A 24,767-nucleotide genomic window follows, 5' to 3' on the forward strand; every position below is an offset into this window, starting at 1 on the left:
GTGGCTCCTGGCGCCGTTGCGAGGCGATCTTCCCCGACTGCGCAGGTTGGTGTCTACTGACACATCGCCCAATGAACACCTATCCCGCCATCCACGGCGGCCTCCTCGCCCTGTTAGCAGCGACGCTCTTCGGCATCAGCGCGCCGTTTGTCCAGCGTGCCGGCGCGGGGCTCGGGCCGTTCTCGACTGCGGCGCTGCTCTATGCCGGCGCTGCCGTCATGGGCGCGCTCCTGCGCCAGCCGCTCGAACGAGAAGCATCCGTTCGTCGCGGCGATCTCGGCCGGCTAGCGCTCATGGCGCTCTTCGGCGCCGGCATCGCGCCAGTTGCACTCGCATGGGGCCTGCAGCACACGAGCGGCACCAGCGCCTCCCTCATGCTGGCGCTCGAGGCGCTGTTCACCGCCGTGCTCGCCCGTCTGCTCTACCGCGAGGTGATGGATCGCCGCGTGTGGACGGCAATGCTCTTGCTGTTCGCAGGCGGCATCGCACTCGTGCTCGATCGAGGCCTGGCTGGCAGAACGCAAGGGCTCGGCCTTCTCGCAGTGCTTGGTGCCACTGCTGCCTGGGGAATCGACAACGCGCTGTCGCGCCCGCTGGCAGAGCGCGATCCCGGGCAAGTGGTGCTCGGCAAATCCCTGCTGGGCGCAACGATCACCGCCACGCTCGCGTTCGCATCTCGCGAGCCGCTACCAGGCTGGAGTGCTGCGCTTGGGCTGCTCGCAATCGGCGCGAGCGGCTACGGTTTGAGTCTGCGGCTCTATCTGCTCGCGCAGCGCGCGTTCGGCGCGGCACGCACGGGCTCGGTCTTCGCGTTTGCGCCTTTCATCGGTGCCCTTGGCGCGATCGCGCTCGGCGACCGGTCGCTCAGCACCGGCATGGCCATCGGCGGCGCGCTGATGCTTTCAGGTGTCGTGCTGCATCTGGCGGAGTCGCATGGCCATGAACACGATCACCATGAACTCCAGCACGAGCATGCGCACTCGCATGACGATGGGCACCACACGCATACGCACGACCCGATGCCCGTGGGCCCGCACAGCCACCCGCATCGCCACGAGCCCTTGAGGCATTCGCATCCGCATGTGCCGGATGCTCATCACACCCATGAGCATCCGTAGCACCCCTACCAAAGCCGCGCCAGAGGCATCACGACACCGGTGAACAGCGACGTTGCCATGGGCCTTGGCCGGAACGAGCGCGCAATGCCCACGTCGAACGTCAGTCGCCGGGTCGGGCTGTACGTGACCGCCGCAAGAAGCTGCATGCCGTTGTCGGCCCCGTTGCGATGAGTGCCGGAGACTTCCCCGGTCAGTTCCCACGGTCCTGACCACAAGGTCGAGAACGAAGCCGAAGCGCCGATCTGCGTGTGCGAAGTGCCGGGATCGGCCTGCCCCAGTTGCGTCGCGTTGAGGTTGGCGTCCATGTGCAACGGCCCGAGGTTGCGGCTGAAGATCGTGTTGATCGTGTAGTCGGTCTTGCCGCTGCCGATCACGTCGTTGGCGGTCGGCAGCTTGACATCGAACTCCATGCCGAACGCCGTCGCATCGTCGACGATCCACGCCCGCTTCAACGTCAGGGTGGTGTCGCCCACGCCTTGCGACCGGCCGAGGTCGCCGTTCTGCCAGACGTACGCTTCCCCGCCGACGAGCACACCCCACTTGTCGTCGAAGGCCAGCTTGAGGAGATAAGGCGTGCTGTTGCGCAAGGACTGGCCGTCGCTCCTGCGCTGGCCGCCGAGCTCGAGTTCGAGCTGGCCCGGCGCAGGCAACTGCGCAGGGCTCGAGACCGAGGGGCGATAGGGGGTGATGGGCGGCCCGCCGTCGTTGTCGTCTGCATGCGCGATCCCCGCCGCAGCCATCGAGCCGAGTGCCAGTGCCGCGATGCGAGCCGTCAGGTGATGAAGCATGCGTTGATTGTGATGCCGCGGCCTTGGCAGTTGCCTGACTTTTCATCCCTCGCCTCCGGCACCTCCCGACTCGACACGGGGGAATGCGAGCCCTATAGTCGCTTTCCTCCTGGGCCGCGACAGCACCCGGAAGAGCCGCTGCCAACAGTGGCGCAGGAGATCTCGACAGTGCCAATCCACAACGAAGGAGACGCAATGAAAAAGTCGATTCTCATGGTCGCAGGTACCCTGCTCGCCGCCCTCCTCGCCGCCACGCCGGCCATGGCCCAGAAGAAGACGCTGGCCGTCGTCGTGAAGGGCCTGGACAACCCCTTCTTCACCGTGCTCGGCGATGGCTGCGCGCTGTGGAACAAGGAGAACGCCAGCTCCGAGTACACCTGCCTCTACACCGGCCCGGCTTCCAGCGCCGACGAGGCAGGCGAAGTCCAGATCGTGGAGGACCTCATCAACAAGGGTGTCGCCGGCATCGCGATCTCGCCGTCGAACGCGCCGGCCATGGCGACGATGCTCAAGGCCAAGGCCCCGAAGATGCCGATCATGACGATCGACGCCGACCTCGCGGCCTCGGATCGTGCGCTGCGCAAGACCTATCTCGGCACCAACAACTACGACATGGGCGTGCTGATGGCCAAGCACCTGAAGGAACTCAACCCCAAGGGCGGCACGGTGTGCATGCAGCTCGGCAACGTCGCTGCCGACAACATCAACGCGCGCGCGGCGGGCTTCCGCGACACCGTCAGCGGCAAGAAAGGCATCGACCGGCTGAAGGGCGAAGGCGGCTGGACCGAGATCGCCGGCTGCCCGCTCTTCACCAACGACCAGATCGACCTGGCGAATCAGCAGATGTCGGATGTGTTCACCAAGAACCCAAAGCTCAATGCCTTCATCCTGGTCGGCGGCTGGGCGCAGTTCGGTCCGCAGGCCTACGCGCAGGTGACCGACCAGGTGATGCCGAAGCTGAAGTCCAAGGAGCTGATCATCATCGCGGGCGACACCTTGCCGCCGCAGCTCGATGCGCTAAAGGCCGGACGAAGCCACGCGCAGATCGGCCAGCGCCCGTTCGAGATGGGCCACCGCGCGCCGGTCGTGCTGATCGATCTGATCAACGGCAAGCAGGTCGCGGACCCGCTCTACACGGGCCTCGACGAATGCGTGCCGACCAACCTGGACAAGTGCCCGGCGAAGTGACGTCCGTGCTGGAGCTCTCCCGGATCTCCAAGCACTTCGGCGCGATCCAGGCACTGACCGATGTGTCGCTGTCGCTGCGGGCCAGCGAGGTCGTCGGCCTGATGGGCGACAACGGCGCCGGAAAGTCGACCCTGGTGAAGATCGTCGCGGGCAACTACCCGCCCAGCGACGGGTCGGTGAGCATGGCGGGCCGTCAGGTGGTTTTCCACAAGCCCGCCGACGCGCGTGAGGAAGGCATCGAGATCGTCTACCAGGACCTCGCGCTGTGCGACAACCTCACGGCCGCGGAGAACGTCTATCTCGGCCGCGAGCTCACGTTCGGCATGGGCCCGTTCAAGGTGCTGAACTACCGCGCGATGTTCCAGCGCGCGGGCGAACTCTTCGCCGAGCTGAAATCCGAGACGAGGCCGCGCGATCTCGTGCGACGCATGTCCGGCGGCCAGCGGCAGGCGGTGGCAATCGCGCGCACGCGGCTGGCCGATCCGCGCATCGTGCTGATGGACGAGCCGACCGCCGCGATCAGCGTGCGGCAGATCGCCGAGGTGCTGAGCCTGATCCGCCGGCTGCGCGATCACGGGATCGCGGTGGTGCTGATCAGCCACCGCATGCCGGACGTCTTCGCGGTCGCCGATCGCATCGTGGTGCTTCGCCGGGGCATCAAGGTGGCGGACAAGCCGATCGCGCAAAGTTCGCCAGAAGAGGTGACCGGGCTGATCACCGGCGCCATCGAGTACGCCTAAGGAGAGCCGATGTCCGCGACGCTCGAAGAACACATCGACCGCCGCGCCCATGGCACCTGGCTCGGCTGGCTGGTGAGCCAGCAGACCTTCTGGGTCTCGGTTGCGGCGGTGACGGCCTTCGTGGTGCTCTCGCTCGCGAGCGACGTGTTCGCGACGCAGCAGAACCTGTTCAACGTCACGCGCAACTTCGCCTTCGTCGCGATCATCGCGATCGGCATGACGGCCGTGATCATCACGGGCGGCATCGATCTCTCGGTGGGCGCGGTCTTGGTGCTCTCGGGCATGGTGATCGGCATGACGATGCATGCGGGCATGTCGATCTGGCTGGCCGTTCCGCTGGCGCTCGGCGCGTCGCTGGTGGTGGGCGCTTTCAACGGGCTGATGATCGCGTACGTCGGCGTGCCGCCGTTCGTGGTCACGCTGGGCATGCTGTCGATCGCGCGCAGCCTGGCGATGGTGCTGTCGAACAACCGCATGGTGTACGAGTTCGGGCCCGACCAACCCAGGCTGCTGGCGCTCGGCGGCGGCTTCGTCAACCTGGCATTGCCCTTCATGGACCCGATACGGATCCCGAGCCCGGTCATCTTCCTTCTCGTGCTGCTGGTCATCGCGAGCATCGTGTTCCGCTGGACGCGATGGGGTCGCCATCTCTATGCCATCGGTGGCAACGAACGCGCGGCGACCATGACGGGCGTGCCGGTGAAGCTGGTGAAGGTCAGCGTCTACATGTTCTGCAGCCTCTGCGCGGGCATCGCGGGCATCCTCGAAGTCGGCTGGCTCGGCACGGTGACCACCAGCCTTGGGCAAGGCATGGAGCTGTCGGTGATCGCGGCCTCGGTGATCGGCGGCACCAACCTCGCCGGCGGCATCGGCACCGCCTTCGGTGCGGTCGTGGGTGCGGCGCTGATCGAGGTCATCCGCAACAGCCTGATCCTGCTTGGCATCAGCACCTTCTGGCAAGGAACCTTCGTCGGCAGCTTCATCATCGTCGCGGTTCTGTTCGACCGGCTGCGCGCACGCGGCGCGAACGACTGAGCGCGCCCTGCGCCGCTCGCATGGCCGATGTATAACCACCGGCACCCCGCCGCGTTGGCGACAACCAAGAAAGAGACAGACAACAGAATGGAATCCATCGAACAACGCACCATCTCCAAGATCAGTTGGCGGCTGTTGCCGCTGCTGATGGTGAGCTATTTCATCGCCTACCTCGACCGCGTCAACCTCGGCTTCGCCGGCGCATCGATGTCGAAGGACCTGGGCTTCAGTGCCACCGTGTTCGGCAATGCGGCGGGCATCTTCTTCATCGCCTACTTCCTGTTCGAAGTGCCCAGCAATCTGGCGCTCGAGCGCTTCGGCGCGCGTCGGTGGATCGCCCGCATCATGCTGAGCTGGGGCGTGCTCTCGATGGCACAGGCCTGGGTCGGCGGCGCCACGAGCTTCAACGTCGTGCGCTTCCTGCTGGGTATCGCGGAGGCCGGTTTCTTCCCGGGCGTGATCTTCTATCTGACCTTGTGGTTTCCCGCGGCCTATCGCGCGCGCATCGTCGGCTGGTTCATGTTCGCGGTGCCGATCTCGACCGTGATCGGCTCGCCCATTTCAGGCTACATCCTCAACATGGACGGCTTCTGGGGCATGCATGGCTGGCAGTGGCTCTTCATCCTCGAAGCGATACCCGCCATCATCCTGACCTTCGTCGTGTTCTTCTACCTGCCGGATCGTCCGAAGGACGCGAAGTGGCTCACGGCCGAGGAAGCTGCCTGGCTTCAGACCCGGCTCAATGCCGAGCGCAGCAATCGCGAGTCCATCCACAGCATTTCGTGGAAGCAGGCCCTGCTCAACTGGAAGGTGATCTCGCTGGGCATCGTCTACATGGGCATCACGGTGCCGCTCTATGGGCTCAGCTTCTTCCTGCCGCAGATCATCAAGGGCTTCGGCGGGCTGAGCAACGTGGAGATCGGCTTCATCAACGCGTTTCCGTATCTCATCGGCTCGATCGCGATGGTGCTCTGGTCGCGCTGGTCCGATGCGCGGCGCGAACGCAAGGTCTTCCTGCTGATCCCGCTGGCCTGCATCTTCTTCGGGCTGGTGGCGGCGGCGCAGATCAGTTCGCCGGTGCCGAAGATGGCGGCCGTCACGGTGGCGGCGGTCGGCATCTTCTCGGCGCTGCCGGTGTTCTGGACCGTGCCGACCGCACTCCTGAGTGGCGTCGCAGCCGCAGCGGGCATCGCGTGGATCAACTCGATCGGCAATCTCGGCGGCTACATCGGCCCGACGATCTTCGGCGTGCTCAAGGACCGCATGGGCAACGACTTCTACGCGGTGCTGTTCCTCGCGGCGCTGTCGGTCGTAGCGATCGGCCTCGTGATGGCGGTGGGGCACGACAAGCGCGCCGAACTCGGCGCCGACGCAGCCCGCGCCTGAATCAGCGGTGCTTGAACCACGCGGGATCGGCAGGCGCCCTGATCTCGCGTGGTATTTCGTGCAGGCCAAGACCGAACAGCGTCGCAAGTCGGCACTCCCACGTGCGGCGGCCCCATTCGAGGTCGAGCCGACCGCGGATCGTGATGCCGAAGGTCTCCTCGCCGCTCGATCCCACCAGCCTCACTCGTCCGGCCTTGCGCAACGCCTCGATGTCGTTCTGGATCACCGAGCGGTTGGCCGCGTCGACCTTGTTGAGTGGAACACCGGCCAGCCGCCGGCATAGAAACGAAGCCGTCACGGCTTGGCGGCCTTCCAGCGCGAGCGCGCCGAGCAGGCGGACCTGACCCGTCGTCAATTTCATTTGAACCCCCTGAGCCGCCTCTTTGTGGACGGCGATTGTTTGAATCGGGGGGCAGTGTAGAGACCGTGCCGGGCCCTGTCCCGGCCCACAGCGCCAACCAGAAAATTCCCGCCCAGAAACCAGCCGGATCGGCGTCTACCAGGCCGAAGGCAGCTTCCGGAGGATCACCATGCGGCCATCGCGTTGGCCGATGTAGCCGCCGGCGGTGAGCTCCTTCATCACGCGGTTGACCATCTCGCGCGAGGCGCCGACGCGGTCCGCGATGTCCTGCTGAGTGAGTTTGTTGCGCATCACACGCTCCTCGCCGACGGCGTCCGAGAGTTCCGTAAGCACACGCACCATGCGGCCGTAGACATCCTGCAGCGCCATGCTGCGCACCTGGTCAGTGAGGCGCCGCACCATGCCGATCAGCTTGCGGGTGAGGTGCACCGCGAAGTCCGGCTGCTCTGCCAGGAACTGCCTCAGTTCGGTGCCCTGCACCACCCGGCAGGTGCACGGCCCCAGCGCCTTGATCGACGCCGAGCGCTTTTCGCCGTCGATCGCCAGTTCGCCGAAATATTCACCGGGACCGTACTCCGTCAGCACCACTTCGCGGCCGTCCTCGGAGCTCGCGTAGACCTTCACCCGACCACTCAGAACGATATAGAGCGAATCGGTGGTATCCCCTTCATTGATGAGGATCGTGTGCGCGGGAAAAGTGCGGGTCACGCCGTGCGGCGCGATAGCGTCGAGCAGGGATTGCGGCAGGCGTTCGCTGGCGGAACTCATCGGATGCTCCGGGCTGCGCGCTGAGGGATGCGGCAGCCCCGTACGGCGAATTATCAAACCCGCCAGCCGATGTGATCAATGTCACTTTTGGCGTGGGCACTGCGTCATGGCAGAGCAGTGGCGCGCGACATAGATTCGCAGCATGTCGCACAGGCTCCTTCGCATCCTCCTGCTGCTGCTGTCGGCCGTTCTCGCCGCCTGCGCGAGCCTGCCATCGCCCGTCGCGCGATCGGCGTCGCAGGCACGCACCGATGTGGCCGACACGCGGCTCGTGGCCGTGGCCGCGGCATCGGTCGATGCCCGGGCCCCGCATTTCTCGGGCCTGCGCCTGCTGCCGGCCGGCGACCAGGCCTTCGAAGCCCGTATCGCGCTCACGCGCGCGGCGGAAAAGTCGATCGACGTGCAGTACTACCAGATTGCCGATGACGCGTCGGGGCGGCAGTTCCTGCGCGAGCTGCGCGACGCAGCCGATCGCGGCGTGCGGGTGCGCGTGCTGGTGGACGATCTGCAAGCCGCCGGGCAGGATGCCCTGCTCGCCGGCTTCGCTTCGCATCCCGGCATCGAGGTGCGCATGTTCAATCCGCTCGCAGTGCGCGACGGCAGCGTGGGCAGGCGGGTCTTCTTCTCGATGAACGAGTTCTCGCGCATCAACCGCCGCATGCACAACAAGCTCTTCGTCGCGGACAGCGCGATCGCGATCAGCGGCGGCCGCAACATCGCCGACGAGTACTTCGGCCGGAGCGAGCCCGCGAACTTCATCGACATGGACATGCTTTCGGCCGGCCCGGTGGTGGCCGAGATGGCGTCCGTCTTCGACGCCTACTGGAACAGCCCGCACGCCTATCCGATCGAGGATCTCGCGACCGGCATCAGCACCGAGGCGGCGCGCTGGCACTTCGACAAGGTCACCACGGCGGTGACGGCGTCGGACGCGATGGTCTCCGAGCGCGATTCACTCGACCAACCCGCCATCGGGCCGCAACTCGCCGCCGGTCGCATCCAGCTGCAGATGGCCGCGGTGCGAGTCGTGGCGGATTCGCCGCGCAAGGCCGATGCCGACAACGAATCGCTCGCAGACGGCGTGGTGATGAACGGCAACCTCGACCTGATGCAGTCGGCCCATTCCGAAGTGCTGATCGCCTCGCCCTACTTCGTGCCTTCGCGCCGCACGATGGACGTGCTCCAGCAGGCGGCGGACCACCAGGTGCACGTCTCGATCATGACGAACTCGCTCGCTACCACCGACGAGCCGCTTGCGCACTTCGGCTATGCCCGCTACCGGCAGGCCCTGCTGGAACGTCGCGTGGCGCTCTACGAGCTCATGCCCGATGACGACGAGCATGAAGCGCACACCGATGGCCCTCGCGGCTCGCTCGGCCGCCTGCACGCGAAGCTCGCGGTGGTGGATCGCCGCTGGCTCTCGATCGGATCGATGAACATGGACCGCCGCTCGGCGCATTCCAACACCGAGATGAGCCTGATCGTCGACAGCCCCGTGCTCGCGGCGCAGGTGGTGGGCCTGCTGTACAACGACCGCCTGCCGCGCAGCTACCAGGTGCGCGCGACCCCGACCCGCCAGGGCATCGAATGGGTCTCGCAACGCGGCGATGCGGAAGTGGTGCTGAACAGGGAGCCCAAGGCCACCGCCGCCCGCCGGATCCGGCTGCAGATGCTCTCCGCGATGGTGGACGAAGAGCTTCTGTGATCAGGCTAGCCTCTTGGCAAGCGCATCGAGCATCGCGTGCAGGGACTTGAGATCGGTCGCATCGGCCAGGATCTGCTCCGAGATCCGGTTGATCTCGTCCGGGCCCAGCTTGCCGGCCGCCAGTGCCGTCACAGCGCGCGGCGCCATCAGCCGGTGCAGATCATGCAGGCGCTCGCTGCGGCCCGACTTTCCTTCGCGCGGGAAGGTCCGGTCATAGGGTGGCGTGAGCGTCGGCGATTCGTCGCGCGGACTCGTGCACTGGAGCACGCCCTCGAAGCTCGGCGCCTGCATGATCCGATCGCCCATGCACCAGCGCGATTCGGGGATGCCGAACCACCGCAGCAGCGTCGCCGCGAACGAAGTGCCGTCGTAGGCCACTTCCTTGGGCGAGCGGAAGACCGTCTTCTCCTTGATCCAGGGCGAGACGACGATGGTCGGGATGCGCACACCCATGATGTCGTAGCGGAAACCGTCGTTGACATCGTTGGGCCACGGATTCACCGCATAGGGCGGCTTCACATGGTCGAAGATGCCGCCGTGCTCGTCGAAGGTGATGACGAACAGCGTTTCTTTCCAGGCCGGCCCCGCCTTCAGCGCTTCGTAGATCTCGTTGAGCGCCACCTCCCCCGGCACCAGGTCCGCGCCGGGGTGGTACGACGAAGTGCCCGAGGTCGCGATCCACGCCGGCTCCAGCATGCTGAAGGCGGGCAACTTTCCAGCGCGGGCATCCTGCTTGAACTGGTCGATGCCCTCGATGAAGCTGCTGCGGTTCTGCGTGATCGCCGCGTCGACCGATGGAATCTGCCCCTGCAGGAACAGGTGGTAGGTGTGGACGAAGTTCATCCACTCCACCGAGTTGTAGATCTTCCAGTCGGTGAAGCCGTTGCTCCACAGCACCTTCCACATCGACTGCCGGTGCGGCGACAACGGCCAGTAGGTGTATTGCGTGCCGTTCTGGAAGTTGTTGAGCTGCCCGAGCGCCGAGCCGGTGAAGGACATCGCGCGGTTCGGATCGGTCGCGCCCGGCATCGCGCTGAACCACGCATCCGAAACGCCGAAGCCCTTCGCCAGGCCGTTGAGCACCGGCAGTTGTTCGGGCGTGTAGGTCCACATCACCTCGTGCACGCCGTTGTTCCAGACGAAGCCGCCCATGTCCGGCGCGGCGCGCTGCGCGTAGCCATCGCGGTTTGTGTAGAACAGCTGACGAAGCACGTCCGACTTGTCGTGGTACGGGTCCTCCGGAAGGAAGTCGAGGTCCCAGTCGTCGCTCAGTTCTCCGTTCTTGTACTTCTTGACGTACACAGGCGTCGGCTTGCCGTCCTTCTCGGGCATGCCGGGATCGACGTTGAACATGCCTTCGTCGACACCATCGAAAGGCCGGTCGTCACCGACGAAGTTGATGCCGGTCTCGCCTTTTCCGTAGAGCCATCCGCAGACGTGGTCGAACGAGCGGTTCTCCAGCATCAGGTAGACCACGTGCTTGATCTTCGAGCGCATGAAGTCGACGGTGCCGGGCATCTCGGCGCGCGCCGGGTCGATTGCGCGCAGCGACTGGATGCCGGTCAGCTCGATGCCGGCACGCAAGCCTTCAGGCAAGGTGCCCTGGCGCAGCGGACCAGTCAGCGGATTGGCGCTGCGCGGGTCGAACCGCCAGAGACGGTAGGCGCCATCGGCAGGCGTCCAGTCGAGCACCAGGTCGCCGATGACCGCGAGGCTGTGGGTGGCGTCGATGTCCGTCCACTGCCCGCGCTGGATTGCGGGTTGCCCCAGCGGCATCACGCTCTGCGGATCGAAGCTCCAGACCCAGTATTCGCCGGTCTCCGGCACGCGATCGAGCACGTAGTTGCCCAGCGGGATAAGCTCGTGGCCGAACTGGATGCTGTCGAACGATCCCTGCGGCGTATAGGGCACAGGCAAGGGATCGGCGGCGCCCGGCTTGAGCGGACTCGGATCGAAGTTCCAGAGCTGGAAGGTGCCGCGCCCTTCCGTCGGGATCACATTGAGCATGAAGCCGCCGAGCGGCAGCAGGAGCAGTTCGTTGCCCGAGTCATACCCTTCATGTGCCCCCTCAGGATTGCCGAAGTCGGGCCGGTATTGCCAGAACTTCGTCTTCGTCCAGAGACCGTGCTGCAGGGCAGTCGCGTTCAGCGGATCGTCACTTTGTGGATCGAACTCGAACAACCGGTACGGAAAACACGGCTGGTAGGGCTGCAACATCAGCGGCCCCCATTCGAGCAGGTATCGGCCGATGGGCACCAGCGAGTGGGTCGGATCGAAGGCCGCCTTGGACGAAAGTGGCATCGGCGTCAGGATCTCGTCGGCATCGGGATCGAAACGCCAGAGCCCGTAGCCCGGACTGCCCGTGGACGTGCCACGGGCGGGCGTACGGCTGATGACGAAGTCCTGGCTCGCGGGTGCGTTCTGGCCCATTGCGCAACTCCTGATTGAAGATGGATGCCGCCTTCACGGACAATCCCGCAGCCACAACGGCCCGGTCGCCCCACTCCCCAGCGGCGAATACTACTGGTGCAGACCACCGCATGTACAGGAGGATGAGCCTGTGTTCTGGTACTTCGGCTACGGTTCGAACATGGACCTGACGTCCCTGCGCGCCAAGGGCGTCGAGCCGCGCCTGTCGCGCCGCGCAGCGCTGCACGGGTGGCGGCTGCGCTTCAATGTGCAGCACTTCTTTCGCCATGAGGGCGGGGTCGGCAACATCGAGCACTCCGGCGATCCGTCCGATGTGGTGCGCGGCGTGCTCCATCTCTGCGAAGACGCGCACATGGCGCCCCTGGACGCCACCGAGGCCTACGGCCACGGCTACGACCGCGTCGAAGTCACCGTGGACACCGATGAGGGCGAACAACAGGCGATCGCCTACGTGGGACTGCCCGCCTTCCTGAACGATGCCTGCCTGCCGACGCAGCGCTACCTCAACATCCTGCTGCAGGGCGCGACGCTCGCCGGGCTCGACGCAGGCTATATCGAAGCCCTGCGCCGACAGCAGGTGCAGACCAACCCCGAGTTGCCGCCTTTCGAGCCTCCACCGGGCGACTACCCCGTCTTCGACGCCGAGGCGCTGGCGCAACGGCCGCTCTGCACCGCGCTCGCAGGCTGTGTCTTCGACATGAGCGGCGCGCGCGCATACCACCGCTATCTGCAGCGCTTCTTCGGCGGACGCGACATGACACTCTTTCACCTCAAGCGCCTGGACCAGTCCGACGGAAGCGAAACGCTGGAGGACGTGCGCCACGGGCGCTTCACGCCTGCGCAGCGGCGGTATCTCGACGAATACCTTTACGCGTACATGCACGAGTACGCGTATGCGGGGCGGTTCGTCTACTGAGCGGCGCGGTCCAGACGCCCACGAAGCTGGTCCAGGTACGCCTTGATCCGGGGCCCCATGCTGATCTGCGGGTTAGAGAAGCCGTCGCTCTTGCCCGCTTCGTCCTCGCGCTGCCGGATTACCGGCACAGCGGCGGCGAATGCGTCTTCGAAAGAACGCGTGCCCCGCAATTGCTCGTCGAACAGCGCGCGACCGAAAAACGTGAGCTCTGAGCCGCGTCCGCAACCATAAGAGGTGTGGTCTGCATCCGCCGCGGTCATGACGAGGGTGTCATCGCCTTCGAGCGACGGAATCCATCCGCCCGAATAGCAGGCAGACACCGCAATGACGCGATGGCGAATGCCCGCACCGTCCAACGAGGCGCGGAGCATTTCCGGCGTGACCTCGTCGACTTCGAGCGGCCAGTGCTCAGCGGCCAGCTTGCGGTTTCGCGCTCCGTGCGAAGTCAGGTAGACGACCAGAAGATCGTTCTCGCGGTCCATGGTGCGTGCGATCGCATCCACGGCTCGTTGAAGGTTCACCGGTGTCGCCCACGGTAGGGTTGCCGTGGTCGCGGCATTGTTGACCAGCTGGATCACGCGCCCTTCGGCGTCGAAGCGGCTTTCGATCACGCGGGTGACCATCGCGCTCTCGCGCCGGAAGACATCTTCCTCGGCGTATGGCGCGAACACCAGTCCATAGACGTCCTGGACCCCGCCGCGCTGTGGCGCAAGGCCGGTCACCGCGCGGTCGAACAGTGCCTGCTGCTTTTCGAAGACTTCCTGACTCAGGACGAAGCGCGGCCCGCTGTTCTCCGGCTCTGTCTGGACGGCGCGAAACGCCGGCCCCACATCCTGCCTGTACGAGATTGCCTGCAGCGCCCCCAGACACACGCCAAATGCGATGACTGCCAAGGTCCGCGCCCCGAAATGCCAAGCGAGTGCGAGGGAGATCGCCGTCATCCACGCCAGCAACCCGATGTAGAGCGGCCACGCTACCCAAGGGTTGGTCAACGCCTGGCTCATGACACCGTGCACGTTCGCGATTCCCATCGCGCAGAGCACCAGCACCGCCGGTGCGCAGGCCACGGTGGACAGGCCGAAGTACGTCGGCACGACGCCAACGCGCCTGGGCAGCACGATCCACGCCACGAGGACCGTCGCCGCGACAGACCACCACTGGAACAGCCATACGCTGAACAGGAACCTGGCCTGCCCCACGACCTGCAACCGCCCCGCCGCCAGTTCGATCAGCGACAACGCCGCGATCACAAAAACCAATTCGAGCGGCCTGACCGTGCGTTCGCCAAGGCGCGGCCGCAGGAAGAGGCTTGCGCGCAGCCCTTCGCGCAGCAGCATGCCGATCGGCACGCGGGCTTCGATGCGCGGCGCTTCTTCGCCGACGGGATCCGCAGGGTCGAGGGACAGGGTCGATGTCATCCGGGCCGCCTCCCCGCGGCTTCTTCGAGTTGATTTCGGCGCGGATGATACCCATCACCCCATCGCCAATCGATTCACCTTGCCGCGCCGCAGGCACCGAAGTACGCTCGCGCTACCGAAGCAATGGAGCCATTTGATGGACGCGTTGGACGAACTGCCGCCTGCCTTGCCGCACGGAGAGATCGAGGAGGTCTTTCCCGATGTCTTTTTCGTGACAGGCACCATGAAGACCGTCCTGATGGATGCGCCCTGGCATTTCAGCCGCAACATGACGGTGGTGCGCGACGGCGGTGACCTGACGCTGGTGAACCCGATGCGCCTCGACGAAGCGGGCCTGAAGAAGCTCGAAGCGCTCGGTCGCATTGCCCATGTGGTGCAGATCGGCGCGCTGCACGACCGCGACAACGCCTTCTACAAGCAGCGCTACGGCGCCACCTTCTGGGCGCCGCCGGGCACGCAGCACGCGTACGGGTTGGTTCCCGACAAGGTGCTGGCACCCGACTCGGAAGTGCCTTTCAAGGGGTGCTCGGTATTCGCCTTCGAGACCACGCGCATGCCCGAGTGCGTCCTGCGCATTGACCGCGCGGGGGGAATCCTCGTGGCATGCGATGCCTTGCAGAACTGGGTGGAGCCCAACGAATACTTCTCCGACGAATCGCGCGAAATGATGCGCGGCATGGGCTTCTTCCAGCCGGCCAACTTCGGTCCGCTGTTCATGCAGGTCAACCAGCCCCGGATCGGCGACTACGCACGACTCGGCGCGATCCCTTACCGCCACGCGCTCTGCGGCCACGGCGCACCGCTGCGCGACAACGCAGCCGAGGCCTACGCGGAACGGACGCGACTGGTGTTCGGGACCTAGCCTTCGGGCACGGAACCGGGTGTGGTCACGATTTCCGGCTACCGGATCGGCGAGCGCATCCATCAGTCCCAGCGCCGCGCGATCTATCGCGCGGTACGCATCGCGGATGGACACCCGGTCGTCATCAAGACGCTCGACGCAGAGTACCCCGGCCGGCAGGAGGTGGCCGAGCTGCGCCACGAATACAGCCTGCTGCAGCGCCTGCAGTCGATCGAATCCGTGGTGCGCGTGCATGCACTCGAAGCCTGGGGCAACGGCAACGTGGCGCTGGTGCTCGAACCCTTTGGCCACTCCCTCGCCGATGAAGCCGCCGCGCAGGGCGAGATCGGGCTGACGCTCGAAAGTCTCTTCCGTATCGCGATCGCGCTGGCCGAGGCGCTCGCACGGGTGCACGAGCTGGATGTGGTGCACAAGAACATCGAGCCGCACAGCATCCTCGTCGACGATGCCGCCGAGGTGCGGCTGATCGATTTCAGCATCGCATCCGAGCTTTCTCTGGAGCGGCAGAACGATGCGCTCTCGCGCCGGCTCGAAGGTGCGCTGCGCTACATGTCGCCAGAGCAGACCGGGCGGATGAACCGGCTGCTCGACTACCGCTCGGATTTCTATTCGCTCGGCATCACGCTCTTCGAACTGTTGACGGGCCAACTGCCCTTCCATGCCCGCACGGTGCTCGAATGGGTGCACAGCCACATCGGCAAGGCGCCACCCTCGCCCAGCGACCTGAAGCCGGCCATCCCGCAACCGGTGTCGGCGATCGTCCTCAAGCTGATGGCGAAGAACGCCGAGGACCGCTACCAGAGCAGCTACGGCCTGATCGAAGACCTCGGCCGCTGCCAGCGCGAGTTGGCACAGACGGGCAGCATCTCGCCGTTCCCGCTCGGCCATCGCGATGTCTCGCGCAAGTTCAACATTCCGCAGCGCCTGTACGGGCGAGAACACGAGCAGGCCGCGCTGCTCGCGCTGTTCGAGCGCGTTGCGGCGGGTGCCACGGAGTTCTGCATGGTCTCGGGCCACTCGGGCGTCGGCAAATCGGCGTTGGTCAACGAGATCGCGAAACCGCTGGTGCGGCGCGAGGGCTATCTCATCCAGGGCAAGTTCGACCAGTTCCAGCGAAGCACGCCCTACTCCGCCGTGGCGCTGGCATTTCGCAGCCTTGCGCGGCAGCTGATGGCCGAATCGCCTGAACGCCGCGCGGCGCTGGGCGAGAAGCTGGTGGCAGCGGTCGCGCCCAACGGCCGGCTCCTCATCGAGCTGATTCCCGAGCTGGAAGAGATCATGGGCGCGCAGCCGCCAGTGCCCGAGCTGCCGCCCAACGAACAGCAGAACCGCCTGCAGATCGCCTTCCTGAACTTCGTGCGTGCGCTCGCCAGCGAGCAGCCGCTGGTGATTTTTCTCGACGACCTGCAGTTCAGCGACGCATCGACGCTCAACCTCTTGCGGTGGCTCGCGACCGCACGCGACCTCCGGCATCTGCTGCTGATCGGCGCGTACCGCAGCAACGAGGTCGATGTCGGCCATCCGTTGCGGCTTGCGCTCAACGAAATCCAGGAGAGCCGCGCGATCCACGAACTGGCGCTCCTGCCGCTTGCGCTGCCGGCCGTCGAGCAACTGGTCGCCGATGCGCTGCACGCCGACGTGGCCGCTTGCCGGCCGCTAGCGGAATTGCTGCACGAACGCGCGCAGGGCAACCCGTTCTTCCTTACCGCGTTGCTCCGCGCACTCGAACAGGCCCGTGCCATCGCCTTCGCGCCCGAATCGGGCCGCTGGCGCTGGGACATGGAGGCGGTGCGCAACAGCGGACTCGGCAGCGACGTGGTCGACTTCGTGCTGGCCAACCTGCGCAAGCTGCCGGCCGCGACGCAGCGCGTGCTGGAGCTGGCTTCTTGCATCGGCGACACCTTCGACCTGCGCACGCTTTCGATCATCCACGAGCATTCGATGGCGCACACCGCAGGCGATCTGCTGCCCGCCATGCAGCGGCACCTGGTGGTGCCCCTGAACGAGGACTACAAGCTGGTCGGCAGCGGTGACGAAGCCGCGACGACCGGGCTCAACCCAAGCTACCGGTTCCAGCATGACCGCGTGCAACAGGCGGCCTACGCGCTGATCGCCGCCGATCGCAAGGAAAGCGTGCATCTCTCGATCGGCCGGCTGATCCAGCGCCACGCTACGCCTGCGGAACGCGAGCAGCGGCTGATCGAGATCGTCGGGCATCTCAACGAATGCCACGGGCTCATCGACGATCCGGCCGAACGCAAGGCGCTCGCGCGCATGAATCTCGAAGCTGGCGTCCGTGCGTTGCATTCGTCGGCCTATGAATCGGCGCTGGGCTATCTGGGCCACGGGCTTGCACTGCTGCCGCAAGACGCATGGACCACCGACATCGATCTCAAGATGGCACTCGCGGTCGAATACCAGCAATGCGCGTACCTCACCGCGAATCACAGCGAGGCGGAATCGTGGATCGAGCAGATGCTCGACCATGCGCGATCGAATCTCGAGAAGGCCGAGATCCTCGCGATGCGCACCCGCCAGTACGCCACGATCGGCAAGATGACCGAGTCGATCCGCGCCGCGACCACCGGCCTGGCGCTGCTCGGCATGCGGATCACCGACGACCCGGATCGCGCAGCGATCGGCCGTGAGATCGCCGCGGTGCGGCGCAACCTCGGCGGCCGCCGGATCGCCGATCTCATCGATGCACCGGCGATGTCCGACCCGGTGCAGCAGATCGCGATCCGCCTGCTGATGGAGATCTTCCCGGCGGCCTTCCTGTCGGGCAGCGGCAACCTGTTCCCCTTCCTGGTGCTACGCGCGGTGAACATCTCGCTTCGCCATGGCAACAGCTCCGAATCGGCGTTTGCGTATGCGGCCTACGGAATGCTGCTCTGCGGTGCGCTCGACGATGCGCCACTTGGCTACGAATACGGCCAGCTCGCCGTCGCGATGAACGACCGCAGCGACGACATCGCGCTGAAGTCGCGGGTGATCTATGTCTACGCGATGTTCGTGCATCACTGGAGCAACCACTGGTCGACGATGACGCCATGGTTTCGGCGCGGGATCGAAGCGGGCTATCAATCGGGCGACCTGCTCTACCTCGCCTACAGCGCGCAGGACTGCATCATCTGGGACCCGAAGCTCGATCTCGACACCGCGGCGCAGGAGCACGCGGACTTCCTGACGATCGTGCGCGACTGCGAGTACCAGGACTCGCTCGACTCGGGAACGCTCTTTCTCCAGATGCAGCGCAACTTCCTCGGCCAGACCGACGGCTTGTGCTCGATGAACGATGCGACCTTCGACGAAGCGCGTTGCCTCGAAGGCATGCTGCAGCGCCGCTTCATGACGGGCGTGGCCAACTACCACATCTACAAGGCCGAGATCTTCTGGTTCTACGGCGAGCACCAGCAGGCACTGGCCCACGTGCGCGAGCAGGACAAGCTGATCGCCTCCGCGATGTCGCTGCCGCAACTCGCGCGCTTCTACATCGTCGCTTTCCTCACGCTCGCTGCCTGCCTGCCGGGCATGACCCCCGACGAACAGGCCGCGACCCGGGCGCGAATGCGTGCCGATCTTCGGCGGATGACACGCTGGGCAAGCCACTGTGCCGCGAACTTCCTGCATCTTCAATGGTTGATGCAAGCGGAACTCGCGCGTCTCGACGGTCGCGTCGAAGCCGCTCTGGAGGCCTACGAAACGGCAATGGCCACCGCGCACGAATCGGGCTTTCGCCGCGACGAGGCGATGGCGAACGAACTCGCGGGTCGTCACCTGCTGGCCGCAGGCCGTCGCAAGGCCGCCGAGGGCTATCTGCGCGCTGCGCGCAATCTCTATGAAGGCTGGGGGGCGCGGCGCAAGGTCGCGCACATGGAGGAAGAGTTTCCGGTCCTGCGGCTCGCAAGCGCTGCGCGGCCGCGCGGTGAGGCATCGAAGTCCGCGGCGCCCGATTTCGACTCGGCCTCGCTCGACCTGGCCTCCGTGATGAAGGCCTCGCAGGCGATCGCGAGCGAGATCGCGCTGGACCAGCTCTGGACCGCGACGATGCGGATCATGCTGGAGAACGCCGGCGCGCAGCGCGGCTGCTTCGTGGTGCGCGAAGAGGGGCAACTCGTGATCGAAGGTCTCTGCGAGGCCGGGCACGAAGCCAGTGCACCGTCGCGTTCCATTCCCTTCGACGGCAACGAGGGCGCGCTTGCCCTGCCGATTTCCATCGTCTACCACGTGCTGCACACGGAAAGCCCTGTCGTGCTGCACGACGCGGCGCGCGCGGGCCGCTTCTCGCGCGACGGCTATTTGCAGGCGCACCAGCCGCAATCGGTGCTGTGCATTCCGCTGCGGCAGCGCGGCCGGTGCGAAGGCGTGATCTACATGGAGAACAGCCTGACGGCCGGCATCTTCACCGACGAGCGCATCGAAGTGATCCAGCTGCTCGCGGCCCAGGTGGCCATCTCCATCGAGAACGCACGGCTCTATCAGCAGCAGCAACGCCTGATCGATGCGCAGCGCCGCTTCGTGCCCAGCCAGTTCCTCGAAAGCCTGGACCGCCGCGACATCGCGCGCGTGAACCTCGGCGAGAACGTGGCCAAGACCATGAGCGTGCTCTTCGCGGATCTGCGCGACTTCACGCCGCTGTCAGAGCGGCTCGACCCGCGCAGCACGATCGACCTGTTGAACCGCTACTTCGGCGGCATGGAGGTTCAGATCACACAGGGAGGCGGCTTCATCGACTCCTTCGCCGGCGATGAGATCAAGGTGCTCTTCGATACCGAGCCCGACGCCGCCGTGCGCACCGGCATTGCGATGTGTCGCGCCCTCGAGGTCTTCAACGAACGCGCAATCGCGCGTGGCCAGCCGACACTGGCCGCAGGCATCGGCGTCAACACCGGGCCCCTGCTGCTGGGCACCGTCGGGGGCGACGACCGCATCCAGTGCACCGTGATCGGAGACCCGGTCAATCTTGCCTCGCGGATCGAACAGCTCACCAAGGTCTACCTTGCACGCTTCCTGATCGGCGAGGCAACCTATCAGGCCCTGCGTGACCCCGACGCATTCGAATTGCGGCGCGTCGATCGCGTTGCGGTGAAGGGCAAGAACATCGCCGTGGATGTCTACGAGGTCATCGATGCCGAATCACCCGAGCGGCGCGAAGCCAAACTGGCAACGCGCAAGCGCCTCGAATCAGCGATGACGCTGTACTTCGAGGGCGAGTTCGAAGCCGCGCTCGGCCTGTTCGAAGAAGCCGGCGCAGCGGATCCGCACGATGCGGTTCCACAGATCTTCATCGAGCGCTGCACGCGCTACATGCGCGAACCCGTCAAGGAGTGGGAAGGCTTCGAGCGCCTGCTCCACAAGTGACGTGATGCTGCCGGCGGCGCTCAGGCGCAGCCGAAGCAGGGCGAGAAGTCCGGGCCGCCCTTGCTCTGGCAGCGCTCCAGTGCCTGTTCGTAGGTGTAGGTCGGCGAGATCGTCTTCGGGTTGAAGCAAAGGTCCATCTGCGCAAGTGCGCAGATGGTCAGCCGATCCTTGTCGCTGGCCGGGACGGGCCCCTTGTTCGGGTCGACCGGATCGGGGCCGAACCAGCGCTGGGAGGCCGTGCGAATCGCCTCGCCGGGATCGACCTCCTCGCCGCGCGCTGCTGCATCGGCGCAAAGGCCCAGGAAGCTCGCGGCCGAGAGGTCTTGCGCCTCGTACATGCGGATGTCCGGAATCTTGCCCGGAGTGCTGGTGCATTGGCCCGTCACGCCGGCAGCGATCATGTGGTTCGCAATCAGGTAAGGCGTCCTTTTCGGGCTGTCGGGCAACACGCGAATGAAGCCCGCCTGCAGCACATTGACGGTCGGCGAACCATTGGCGTCCTTCGGCAGATGGTCCTTGTAGCGCGTGCGAAACCAGCCGGGCGCCTGCGGGTCGTAGAGCGGCGATCCGCACACCAGCAGCGGCAGGGTCAGCGGGTTCTCTGCATTCGACGGCGGGTTGAGCATCAGCTCCAGCATCGACCGCACATAGGTCAGGCCGCGCGAATCGTCGTCGAAGAACATCGAGGTGAGGTTGATCGGGAAATAGTCGTTGGGGTATTCGCTCTCGCCGGAACCCGGCGCAGCGATCGGATTGACGTCGAGGATCGCGTGATAGCGCTCCGGCGAACCGATGCCCGCGCACTGGAGGATCTGCGCCCAGCGCCGCAGCGTCATGTTGTTGAGGTAGTTCGCGGTCCGGTAGGCAATGATCGGCGGGTAGTGCATCAACGTGACCGCTCGGTGATTGGCGATCGGCATGCCGACCGGCAGGCACGGCAGCCATTCCGAAGGGCCGTCGCTGCGATTCACCGGAAAGCCGGCCATCGGGTTCCACGCCGGTGTCTCGCGGCAGGCGTCGCAGCCGTCGAGCGCGAGGCCTGAATGCTTCGCGTCGAGCATCGCCACGTGCATCGCCGCGAAGTGCTCCGCCTGTTGGGCAAAGGCCGGCAGTGCGCGAAAGCCCACCATGTAGCCCGTCGCGCCCGCGCCCTTGGTCACGGTGAGCGATCCGGGTTCGATCTGGATCCCGTCTTCGTCCAGCGAGGTCTTCGTGAAGTGCGCGATGACGTCCTCGTAGGTCTCGAGCTTCAGCTTTGCGCGCGTCGCGGGGTCGAGCAACGCAGGATCGGGATAGAGCCGTTCCTGATAGTCGCGAGAACCGGGCAAGGGGTACAGGATCAAGATGCGATCTCCTCCGGGCCATGCTGGCGAATGGCCGCGAGCGTAGCGGCATCGCCTGCGCCTGTACAGCACCTCACGAACGGCCATCCACTGAATGGCGGATGGCACCCGCCATGCCTTTCTGCTGCAATCGCCAGCCGATACGGGTAGCCGGAGGAAACGCAATGGCCACTGTCCCAGCCGCGGGCGCACCGCTCACCTCGACCCAGATCCGGAGCGCACAGGCGATCGTGAACCTGTTCGAGACGGGTTCGGTGCTTGGCGACTACAGCCAGGTGACCCTGATCCCGGGCGACACGGGGCACCTGACCTACGGTCGCTCGCAGACCACGCTGGGCTCCGGCAACCTCGCGACGCTGCTGCAGCGCTACTGCGCGAACCTCGGCGCGCGCTTCGGTGCACGGCTTTCGACGTCGCTGCCGCGCTTCGCGCAACGCGACCTCACGCTCGACAAGGACACCAAGCTCCACAACGTCCTGCGCGCCTGCGCCGACGATCCGGTGATGCGCGAGACGCAGGATGCCTTCTTCGACGACACCTACTGGCGGCCTGCACTGGCCACTGCAGGCAGGCTCGGCATCGTCTCGCCGCTGGGCGTTGCGGTGGTCTACGACAGCGCGGTGCACGGCTCGTGGGCACTGATTCGCGACCGCACGATCGCCGCCGTCGGGCAACCAAGCACAGCAGGCGAGCAAGCCTGGATCAAGGCCTACGTCGCGGCCCGACGCAACTGGATGGCCACCCACAAGCGCGCCGACATCCGTGCGACCGTGTACCGGATGGATGCCTTCCAGCGCCTCATCGACCAAGGCTTCTGGGGGCTGGAACTGCCGCTGGTCGTGCGCGGGCAAGAGATCTCGACGGTCACGCTGTCGGCCATGCCCCCGGGCTGCTACGACGGGCCGCCAGCCGGATCGCGCTTGCTCGCGGTGCAGGCCCCGCTGGCGCGCGGACTCGATGTCCGGCTGCTGCAACTGGGGCTTTCCGATCTCGGCGCTGACATCAAGGCCGACGGCGTCTTCGGGCAGGCGTCATTCCGCGGCGTCAAGGACTACCAGGCCCAGCACGGGCTGCCCGCCACCGGCGTGGCCGACATCGCGCTGATCGCGAAGATCGTGGGCTGAAGGTGGGCTGACGGCAGCGCCTATTTCGCGCCGCCGTTGCGCGGCAGCGCCCGGACCGCGTCGAGCATCTTCTCGACGTGCTTGTCGGGATTGAGGCTCTCGTATTGCGCCGCCACCGTGCCGTCGGGCGCAATCACGTACGACACGCGCGTCGCGTAGTCGGGCCGCGTCTGCATGATCGCGTCGAACGACTTGCTGATCGCCTTGTTCGCATCGGAGGCCACCGGGAACTTGCCCTGGCAAGCCTGGCTGGAGAACTTGGCCAGCGTATCCATGTCATCCGTCGACACGCCGATCACGGTCGCGCCCAGCGCCGCGAACTGGTCGATCGCTTCCGCGAAGGCGTGCGCTTCGAGCGAGCAGCCCTGCGTGAAAGCCGCCGGGAAAAAATACACTACGACCGGCCCACGGGCCAGCGCTGCAGAAAGCGAATAGGTGAAAGGCTTGCCGCCCAAAGCGGCCGGCGCACTGAAAGCCGGGGCGCGCTGACCCACATCGAGTGCCGCGCCGGCTGGCGCGGCAGCACCCACCACCAACGCCATGACCGCCGACGCCATCAACCTGCCTGCGAAAGTCTTCATGTCTTCATTCCTGCCGGATCAATGAGCCGCATGGTATTCCAGGCGATCCTGTTGGGCCGGGTCCTGCGCACTGCCCTGCTGCTCGTCGCGGTCTTGCTGACGGCCTGCGGCAGCCTTCCGACCATCAAGCAGATGGCGCCCACCACAGCGCCGCCGATCGATCCGCAGACACCGCTCGCGAAGATCGTCGCAGCCTCGACGCCGCCGGGCGAACACTCCGGCTTCCGCCTGATGCCGCTGGGCGAATACTCGCTGCAGGCGCGCATCGATCTCGCCGAGCGCGCCCAGCGCACGCTCGACGTGCAGTACTACGTGATCGCGAACGACGGCGCCGGCTGGCTGCTGCTGCGGGCGCTCAAGCAGGCCGCGGAACGGGGCGTTCGCGTGCGGCTGCTGGTCGACGACCTTTACACGGCGAACACCGAGCACCTGCTGCTGGCGCTCAACAACATCCCGAACGCGGAGGTGCGCCTTTTCAATCCCTTCTGCTGCGCGCGTGGCAGTCTTCCGGGGCGCTTCGCGGCTTCGGCCTTCGACATCGAACGGCTCAACCACCGCATGCACAACAAGCTGTTCATCGCCGACGGTGTGATGGCGGTCGCGGGCGGGCGAAACATCGCCGACGAGTACTTCACGCTCAACACCTCGCAGAACTTCGTCGACATGGATGCGCTGGTGGTCGGCAAGGTGGTCGAGCAGCTGTCCGGCATCTTCGACGACTACTGGAACAGCGAGGAGGTCTACCCGGTCACGGCGGTCGTCCAGCCTGACCGGGACCGCACGGAGCAGGTTGCATGGTTCACGCGGGAAGTCGACATGGACTCGCGCGCGCGAAAGCTCGCGCTGCCGCCCAGCGACGTGCTCGGCTACGGACCGGTCGGCGAAGAGCTCGACGCGGGCAGGCTCGGCCTGCTCTGGGGCACCGCCAACGCGGTGGCCGACCCGCCGGCCAAGCTGCGCTTCATGTCGCCCGAAGGCGCCTACGCGGCCAGCGTGACGAGCCGCTTCTGGGCCCGGCTGCTCGAAGCCGAGAGCGAGATCGTCCTGACCACGCCCTACCTCGTGCCGGGCGATCGCGGCATGAGCGCCATCTCGGAACTGCGCCAGCGCGGCGTGAATGTCACGCTGGTCACCAACTCGCTCGCGGCCCAGGACGAACCGCTGGTGCACACCGGCTATGCGCGTTATCGCGTACCGATGTTGAAGGAAGGCGTGGACCTCTACGAACTCAGCCCTGCGCGCACCCGCAGCGGGCGGCTCGGCATGTTCGGCAATTCGCTGGGCCGGCTGCACGCGAAGACCGCGGTCGTCGACCAGCGGCGGATGTTCATCGGTTCGGTCAATCTCGATCCGCGCTCGGCGACGCAGAACACGGAGCTCGGCATCATGGTCGACAGCCCGCAGCTCGCGCGGGAGATGCTCCGCATCATCAAGATCAGCCGACTCGAAAGCGCCTACCGGGTGCGTCTGGCCGCGGACGGTAGCCTCGAATGGCTGGCGGTGGATGGCGAAAAGGAAGTCATCCTGCACACCGAGCCCGAATCGACCTGGTTCCAGCGCCTCTACAAGGACATCGTGGGTCCGCTGGTGCCGGAGGATCTGCTTTAAGACCGGATTGTTTCGCTTTCATGGACACCCCTTCA

General features: G+C 65.9%; 18 protein-coding genes. 11 read left to right on the forward strand and 7 right to left on the reverse strand.

What is annotated here, in order from left to right; genetic code table 11:
* The first annotated feature begins 71 nt into the window (after positions 1 to 71).
* Positions 72 to 1,118 carry a DMT family transporter gene (locus FHW64_RS05300; protein WP_184523718.1) on the forward strand — a complete coding sequence of 349 codons (1,047 nt, stop codon included), beginning with the start codon at positions 72 to 74 and terminating at the stop codon, positions 1,116 to 1,118.
* 5 nt (positions 1,119 to 1,123) lie between these two features.
* Here the strand turns inward: FHW64_RS05300 and FHW64_RS05305 are convergent, their stop codons facing one another.
* Positions 1,124 to 1,906 carry a transporter gene (locus FHW64_RS05305; RefSeq protein WP_260303650.1) on the reverse strand — a complete coding sequence of 261 codons (783 nt, stop codon included), beginning with the start codon at positions 1,904 to 1,906 and terminating at the stop codon, positions 1,124 to 1,126.
* A gap of 195 nt (positions 1,907 to 2,101) precedes the next feature.
* On the opposite strand from FHW64_RS05305, the gene FHW64_RS05310 reads away from it, so the two are divergent.
* The 4 genes from FHW64_RS05310 (at position 2,102) to FHW64_RS05325 (ending at position 6,255) form a co-directional block, all read left to right on the forward strand.
* On the forward strand, positions 2,102 to 3,094 hold the full coding sequence (locus tag FHW64_RS05310; RefSeq protein ID WP_184523720.1) for a substrate-binding domain-containing protein: 993 nt from the start codon (positions 2,102 to 2,104) through the stop codon (positions 3,092 to 3,094).
* A 5-nt stretch (positions 3,095 to 3,099) separates the two neighbouring features.
* Positions 3,100 to 3,834: an ATP-binding cassette domain-containing protein gene (locus FHW64_RS05315; protein ID WP_311733255.1), complete on the forward strand. Its 735-nt coding sequence runs from the start codon at positions 3,100 to 3,102 to the stop codon at positions 3,832 to 3,834.
* 9 nt (positions 3,835 to 3,843) lie between these two features.
* Positions 3,844 to 4,869: an ABC transporter permease gene (locus FHW64_RS05320; RefSeq protein WP_184523724.1), complete on the forward strand. Its 1,026-nt coding sequence runs from the start codon at positions 3,844 to 3,846 to the stop codon at positions 4,867 to 4,869.
* An 87-nt stretch (positions 4,870 to 4,956) separates the two neighbouring features.
* The gene (locus FHW64_RS05325) at positions 4,957 to 6,255 is read left to right on the forward strand and encodes an MFS transporter (protein WP_184523726.1); all 1,299 of its coding nucleotides are present in this window, start codon (positions 4,957 to 4,959) and stop codon (positions 6,253 to 6,255) included.
* Between the two features lies 1 nt (position 6,256).
* Here FHW64_RS05325 and FHW64_RS05330 read toward each other — a convergent pair whose 3' ends face one another.
* Positions 6,257 to 6,616: a hypothetical protein gene (locus tag FHW64_RS05330; protein ID WP_184523728.1), complete on the reverse strand. Its 360-nt coding sequence runs from the start codon at positions 6,614 to 6,616 to the stop codon at positions 6,257 to 6,259.
* A 135-nt stretch (positions 6,617 to 6,751) separates the two neighbouring features.
* Entirely contained in the window at positions 6,752 to 7,384 is a 633-nt protein-coding gene (locus tag FHW64_RS05335; RefSeq protein ID WP_184523730.1) for a Crp/Fnr family transcriptional regulator, read from the reverse strand.
* Positions 7,385 to 7,526: 142 nt separating this feature from the next.
* On the opposite strand from FHW64_RS05335, the gene FHW64_RS05340 reads away from it, so the two are divergent.
* Positions 7,527 to 9,089: a phosphatidylserine/phosphatidylglycerophosphate/cardiolipin synthase family protein gene (locus tag FHW64_RS05340; RefSeq protein WP_184523732.1), complete on the forward strand. Its 1,563-nt coding sequence runs from the start codon at positions 7,527 to 7,529 to the stop codon at positions 9,087 to 9,089.
* Here FHW64_RS05340 and FHW64_RS05345 read toward each other — a convergent pair whose 3' ends face one another.
* The gene (locus FHW64_RS05345; protein WP_184523734.1) at positions 9,090 to 11,519 is read right to left on the reverse strand and encodes an alkaline phosphatase family protein; all 2,430 of its coding nucleotides are present in this window, start codon (positions 11,517 to 11,519) and stop codon (positions 9,090 to 9,092) included.
* A 130-nt stretch (positions 11,520 to 11,649) separates the two neighbouring features.
* On the opposite strand from FHW64_RS05345, the gene FHW64_RS05350 reads away from it, so the two are divergent.
* Positions 11,650 to 12,435 (forward strand): gamma-glutamylcyclotransferase family protein, encoded by a 786-nt coding sequence (locus tag FHW64_RS05350; RefSeq protein ID WP_184523736.1) that lies wholly within the window; start codon positions 11,650 to 11,652, stop codon positions 12,433 to 12,435.
* On the opposite strand, the gene FHW64_RS05355 is transcribed toward FHW64_RS05350, so the two are convergent.
* Entirely contained in the window at positions 12,429 to 13,853 is a 1,425-nt protein-coding gene (locus tag FHW64_RS05355; RefSeq protein ID WP_184523737.1) for a C13 family peptidase, read from the reverse strand. The two genes, FHW64_RS05350 and FHW64_RS05355, sit on opposite strands and share 7 nt — an antisense overlap.
* A gap of 136 nt (positions 13,854 to 13,989) precedes the next feature.
* On the opposite strand from FHW64_RS05355, the gene FHW64_RS05360 reads away from it, so the two are divergent.
* Together FHW64_RS05360 and FHW64_RS05365 are read left to right on the forward strand one after the other, a co-directional pair.
* Positions 13,990 to 14,715: a hypothetical protein gene (locus FHW64_RS05360; protein WP_221210159.1), complete on the forward strand. Its 726-nt coding sequence runs from the start codon at positions 13,990 to 13,992 to the stop codon at positions 14,713 to 14,715.
* A gap of 21 nt (positions 14,716 to 14,736) precedes the next feature.
* Complete coding sequence (locus FHW64_RS05365; RefSeq protein ID WP_184523739.1) at positions 14,737 to 20,076, forward strand: AAA family ATPase; 5,340 nt, start codon at positions 14,737 to 14,739, stop codon at positions 20,074 to 20,076.
* A gap of 20 nt (positions 20,077 to 20,096) precedes the next feature.
* Here the strand turns inward: FHW64_RS05365 and FHW64_RS05370 are convergent, their stop codons facing one another.
* Positions 20,097 to 21,419, reverse strand: coding sequence for a hypothetical protein (locus FHW64_RS05370; RefSeq protein WP_184523741.1), 1,323 nt, complete (start codon positions 21,417 to 21,419; stop codon positions 20,097 to 20,099).
* Positions 21,420 to 21,583: 164 nt separating this feature from the next.
* Between FHW64_RS05370 and FHW64_RS05375 the strand changes: the two genes are divergently transcribed.
* Positions 21,584 to 22,543 carry a peptidoglycan-binding protein gene (locus tag FHW64_RS05375; RefSeq protein WP_221210158.1) on the forward strand — a complete coding sequence of 320 codons (960 nt, stop codon included), beginning with the start codon at positions 21,584 to 21,586 and terminating at the stop codon, positions 22,541 to 22,543.
* Positions 22,544 to 22,563: 20 nt separating this feature from the next.
* On the opposite strand, the gene FHW64_RS05380 is transcribed toward FHW64_RS05375, so the two are convergent.
* Positions 22,564 to 23,124: a peroxiredoxin gene (locus tag FHW64_RS05380; RefSeq protein ID WP_184523742.1), complete on the reverse strand. Its 561-nt coding sequence runs from the start codon at positions 23,122 to 23,124 to the stop codon at positions 22,564 to 22,566.
* 21 nt (positions 23,125 to 23,145) lie between these two features.
* Between FHW64_RS05380 and FHW64_RS05385 the strand changes: the two genes are divergently transcribed.
* Entirely contained in the window at positions 23,146 to 24,732 is a 1,587-nt protein-coding gene (locus FHW64_RS05385) for a phospholipase D family protein (protein ID WP_260303652.1), read from the forward strand.
* Positions 24,733 to 24,767 lie beyond the last annotated feature (35 nt).

This window comes from Variovorax sp. Sphag1AA, from assembly GCF_014192575.1.
Taxonomy (GTDB): Bacteria; Pseudomonadota; Gammaproteobacteria; order Burkholderiales; family Burkholderiaceae_C; genus Variovorax.

What these genes read in the sequence shown, in the direction of transcription:
- FHW64_RS05375 (WP_221210158.1), top strand. Translation starts at nt 21,584, where the DNA reads ATGGCCACTGTCCCAGCCGCGGGCGCACCGCTCACCTCGACCCAGATC.
- FHW64_RS05335 (WP_184523730.1), bottom strand. Translation starts at nt 7,384, where the DNA reads ATGAGTTCCGCCAGCGAACGCCTGCCGCAATCCCTGCTCGACGCTATC.
- FHW64_RS05310 (WP_184523720.1), top strand. Translation starts at nt 2,102, where the DNA reads ATGAAAAAGTCGATTCTCATGGTCGCAGGTACCCTGCTCGCCGCCCTC.
- FHW64_RS05345 (WP_184523734.1), bottom strand. Translation starts at nt 11,519, where the DNA reads ATGGGCCAGAACGCACCCGCGAGCCAGGACTTCGTCATCAGCCGTACG.
- FHW64_RS05385 (WP_260303652.1), top strand. Translation starts at nt 23,146, where the DNA reads ATGAGCCGCATGGTATTCCAGGCGATCCTGTTGGGCCGGGTCCTGCGC.
- FHW64_RS05360 (WP_221210159.1), top strand. Translation starts at nt 13,990, where the DNA reads ATGGACGCGTTGGACGAACTGCCGCCTGCCTTGCCGCACGGAGAGATC.
- FHW64_RS05325 (WP_184523726.1), top strand. Translation starts at nt 4,957, where the DNA reads ATGGAATCCATCGAACAACGCACCATCTCCAAGATCAGTTGGCGGCTG.
- FHW64_RS05355 (WP_184523737.1), bottom strand. Translation starts at nt 13,853, where the DNA reads ATGACATCGACCCTGTCCCTCGACCCTGCGGATCCCGTCGGCGAAGAA.
- FHW64_RS05300 (WP_184523718.1), top strand. Translation starts at nt 72, where the DNA reads ATGAACACCTATCCCGCCATCCACGGCGGCCTCCTCGCCCTGTTAGCA.
- FHW64_RS05320 (WP_184523724.1), top strand. Translation starts at nt 3,844, where the DNA reads ATGTCCGCGACGCTCGAAGAACACATCGACCGCCGCGCCCATGGCACC.
- FHW64_RS05340 (WP_184523732.1), top strand. Translation starts at nt 7,527, where the DNA reads ATGTCGCACAGGCTCCTTCGCATCCTCCTGCTGCTGCTGTCGGCCGTT.
- FHW64_RS05330 (WP_184523728.1), bottom strand. Translation starts at nt 6,616, where the DNA reads ATGAAATTGACGACGGGTCAGGTCCGCCTGCTCGGCGCGCTCGCGCTG.
- FHW64_RS05380 (WP_184523742.1), bottom strand. Translation starts at nt 23,124, where the DNA reads ATGAAGACTTTCGCAGGCAGGTTGATGGCGTCGGCGGTCATGGCGTTG.
- FHW64_RS05305 (WP_260303650.1), bottom strand. Translation starts at nt 1,906, where the DNA reads ATGCTTCATCACCTGACGGCTCGCATCGCGGCACTGGCACTCGGCTCG.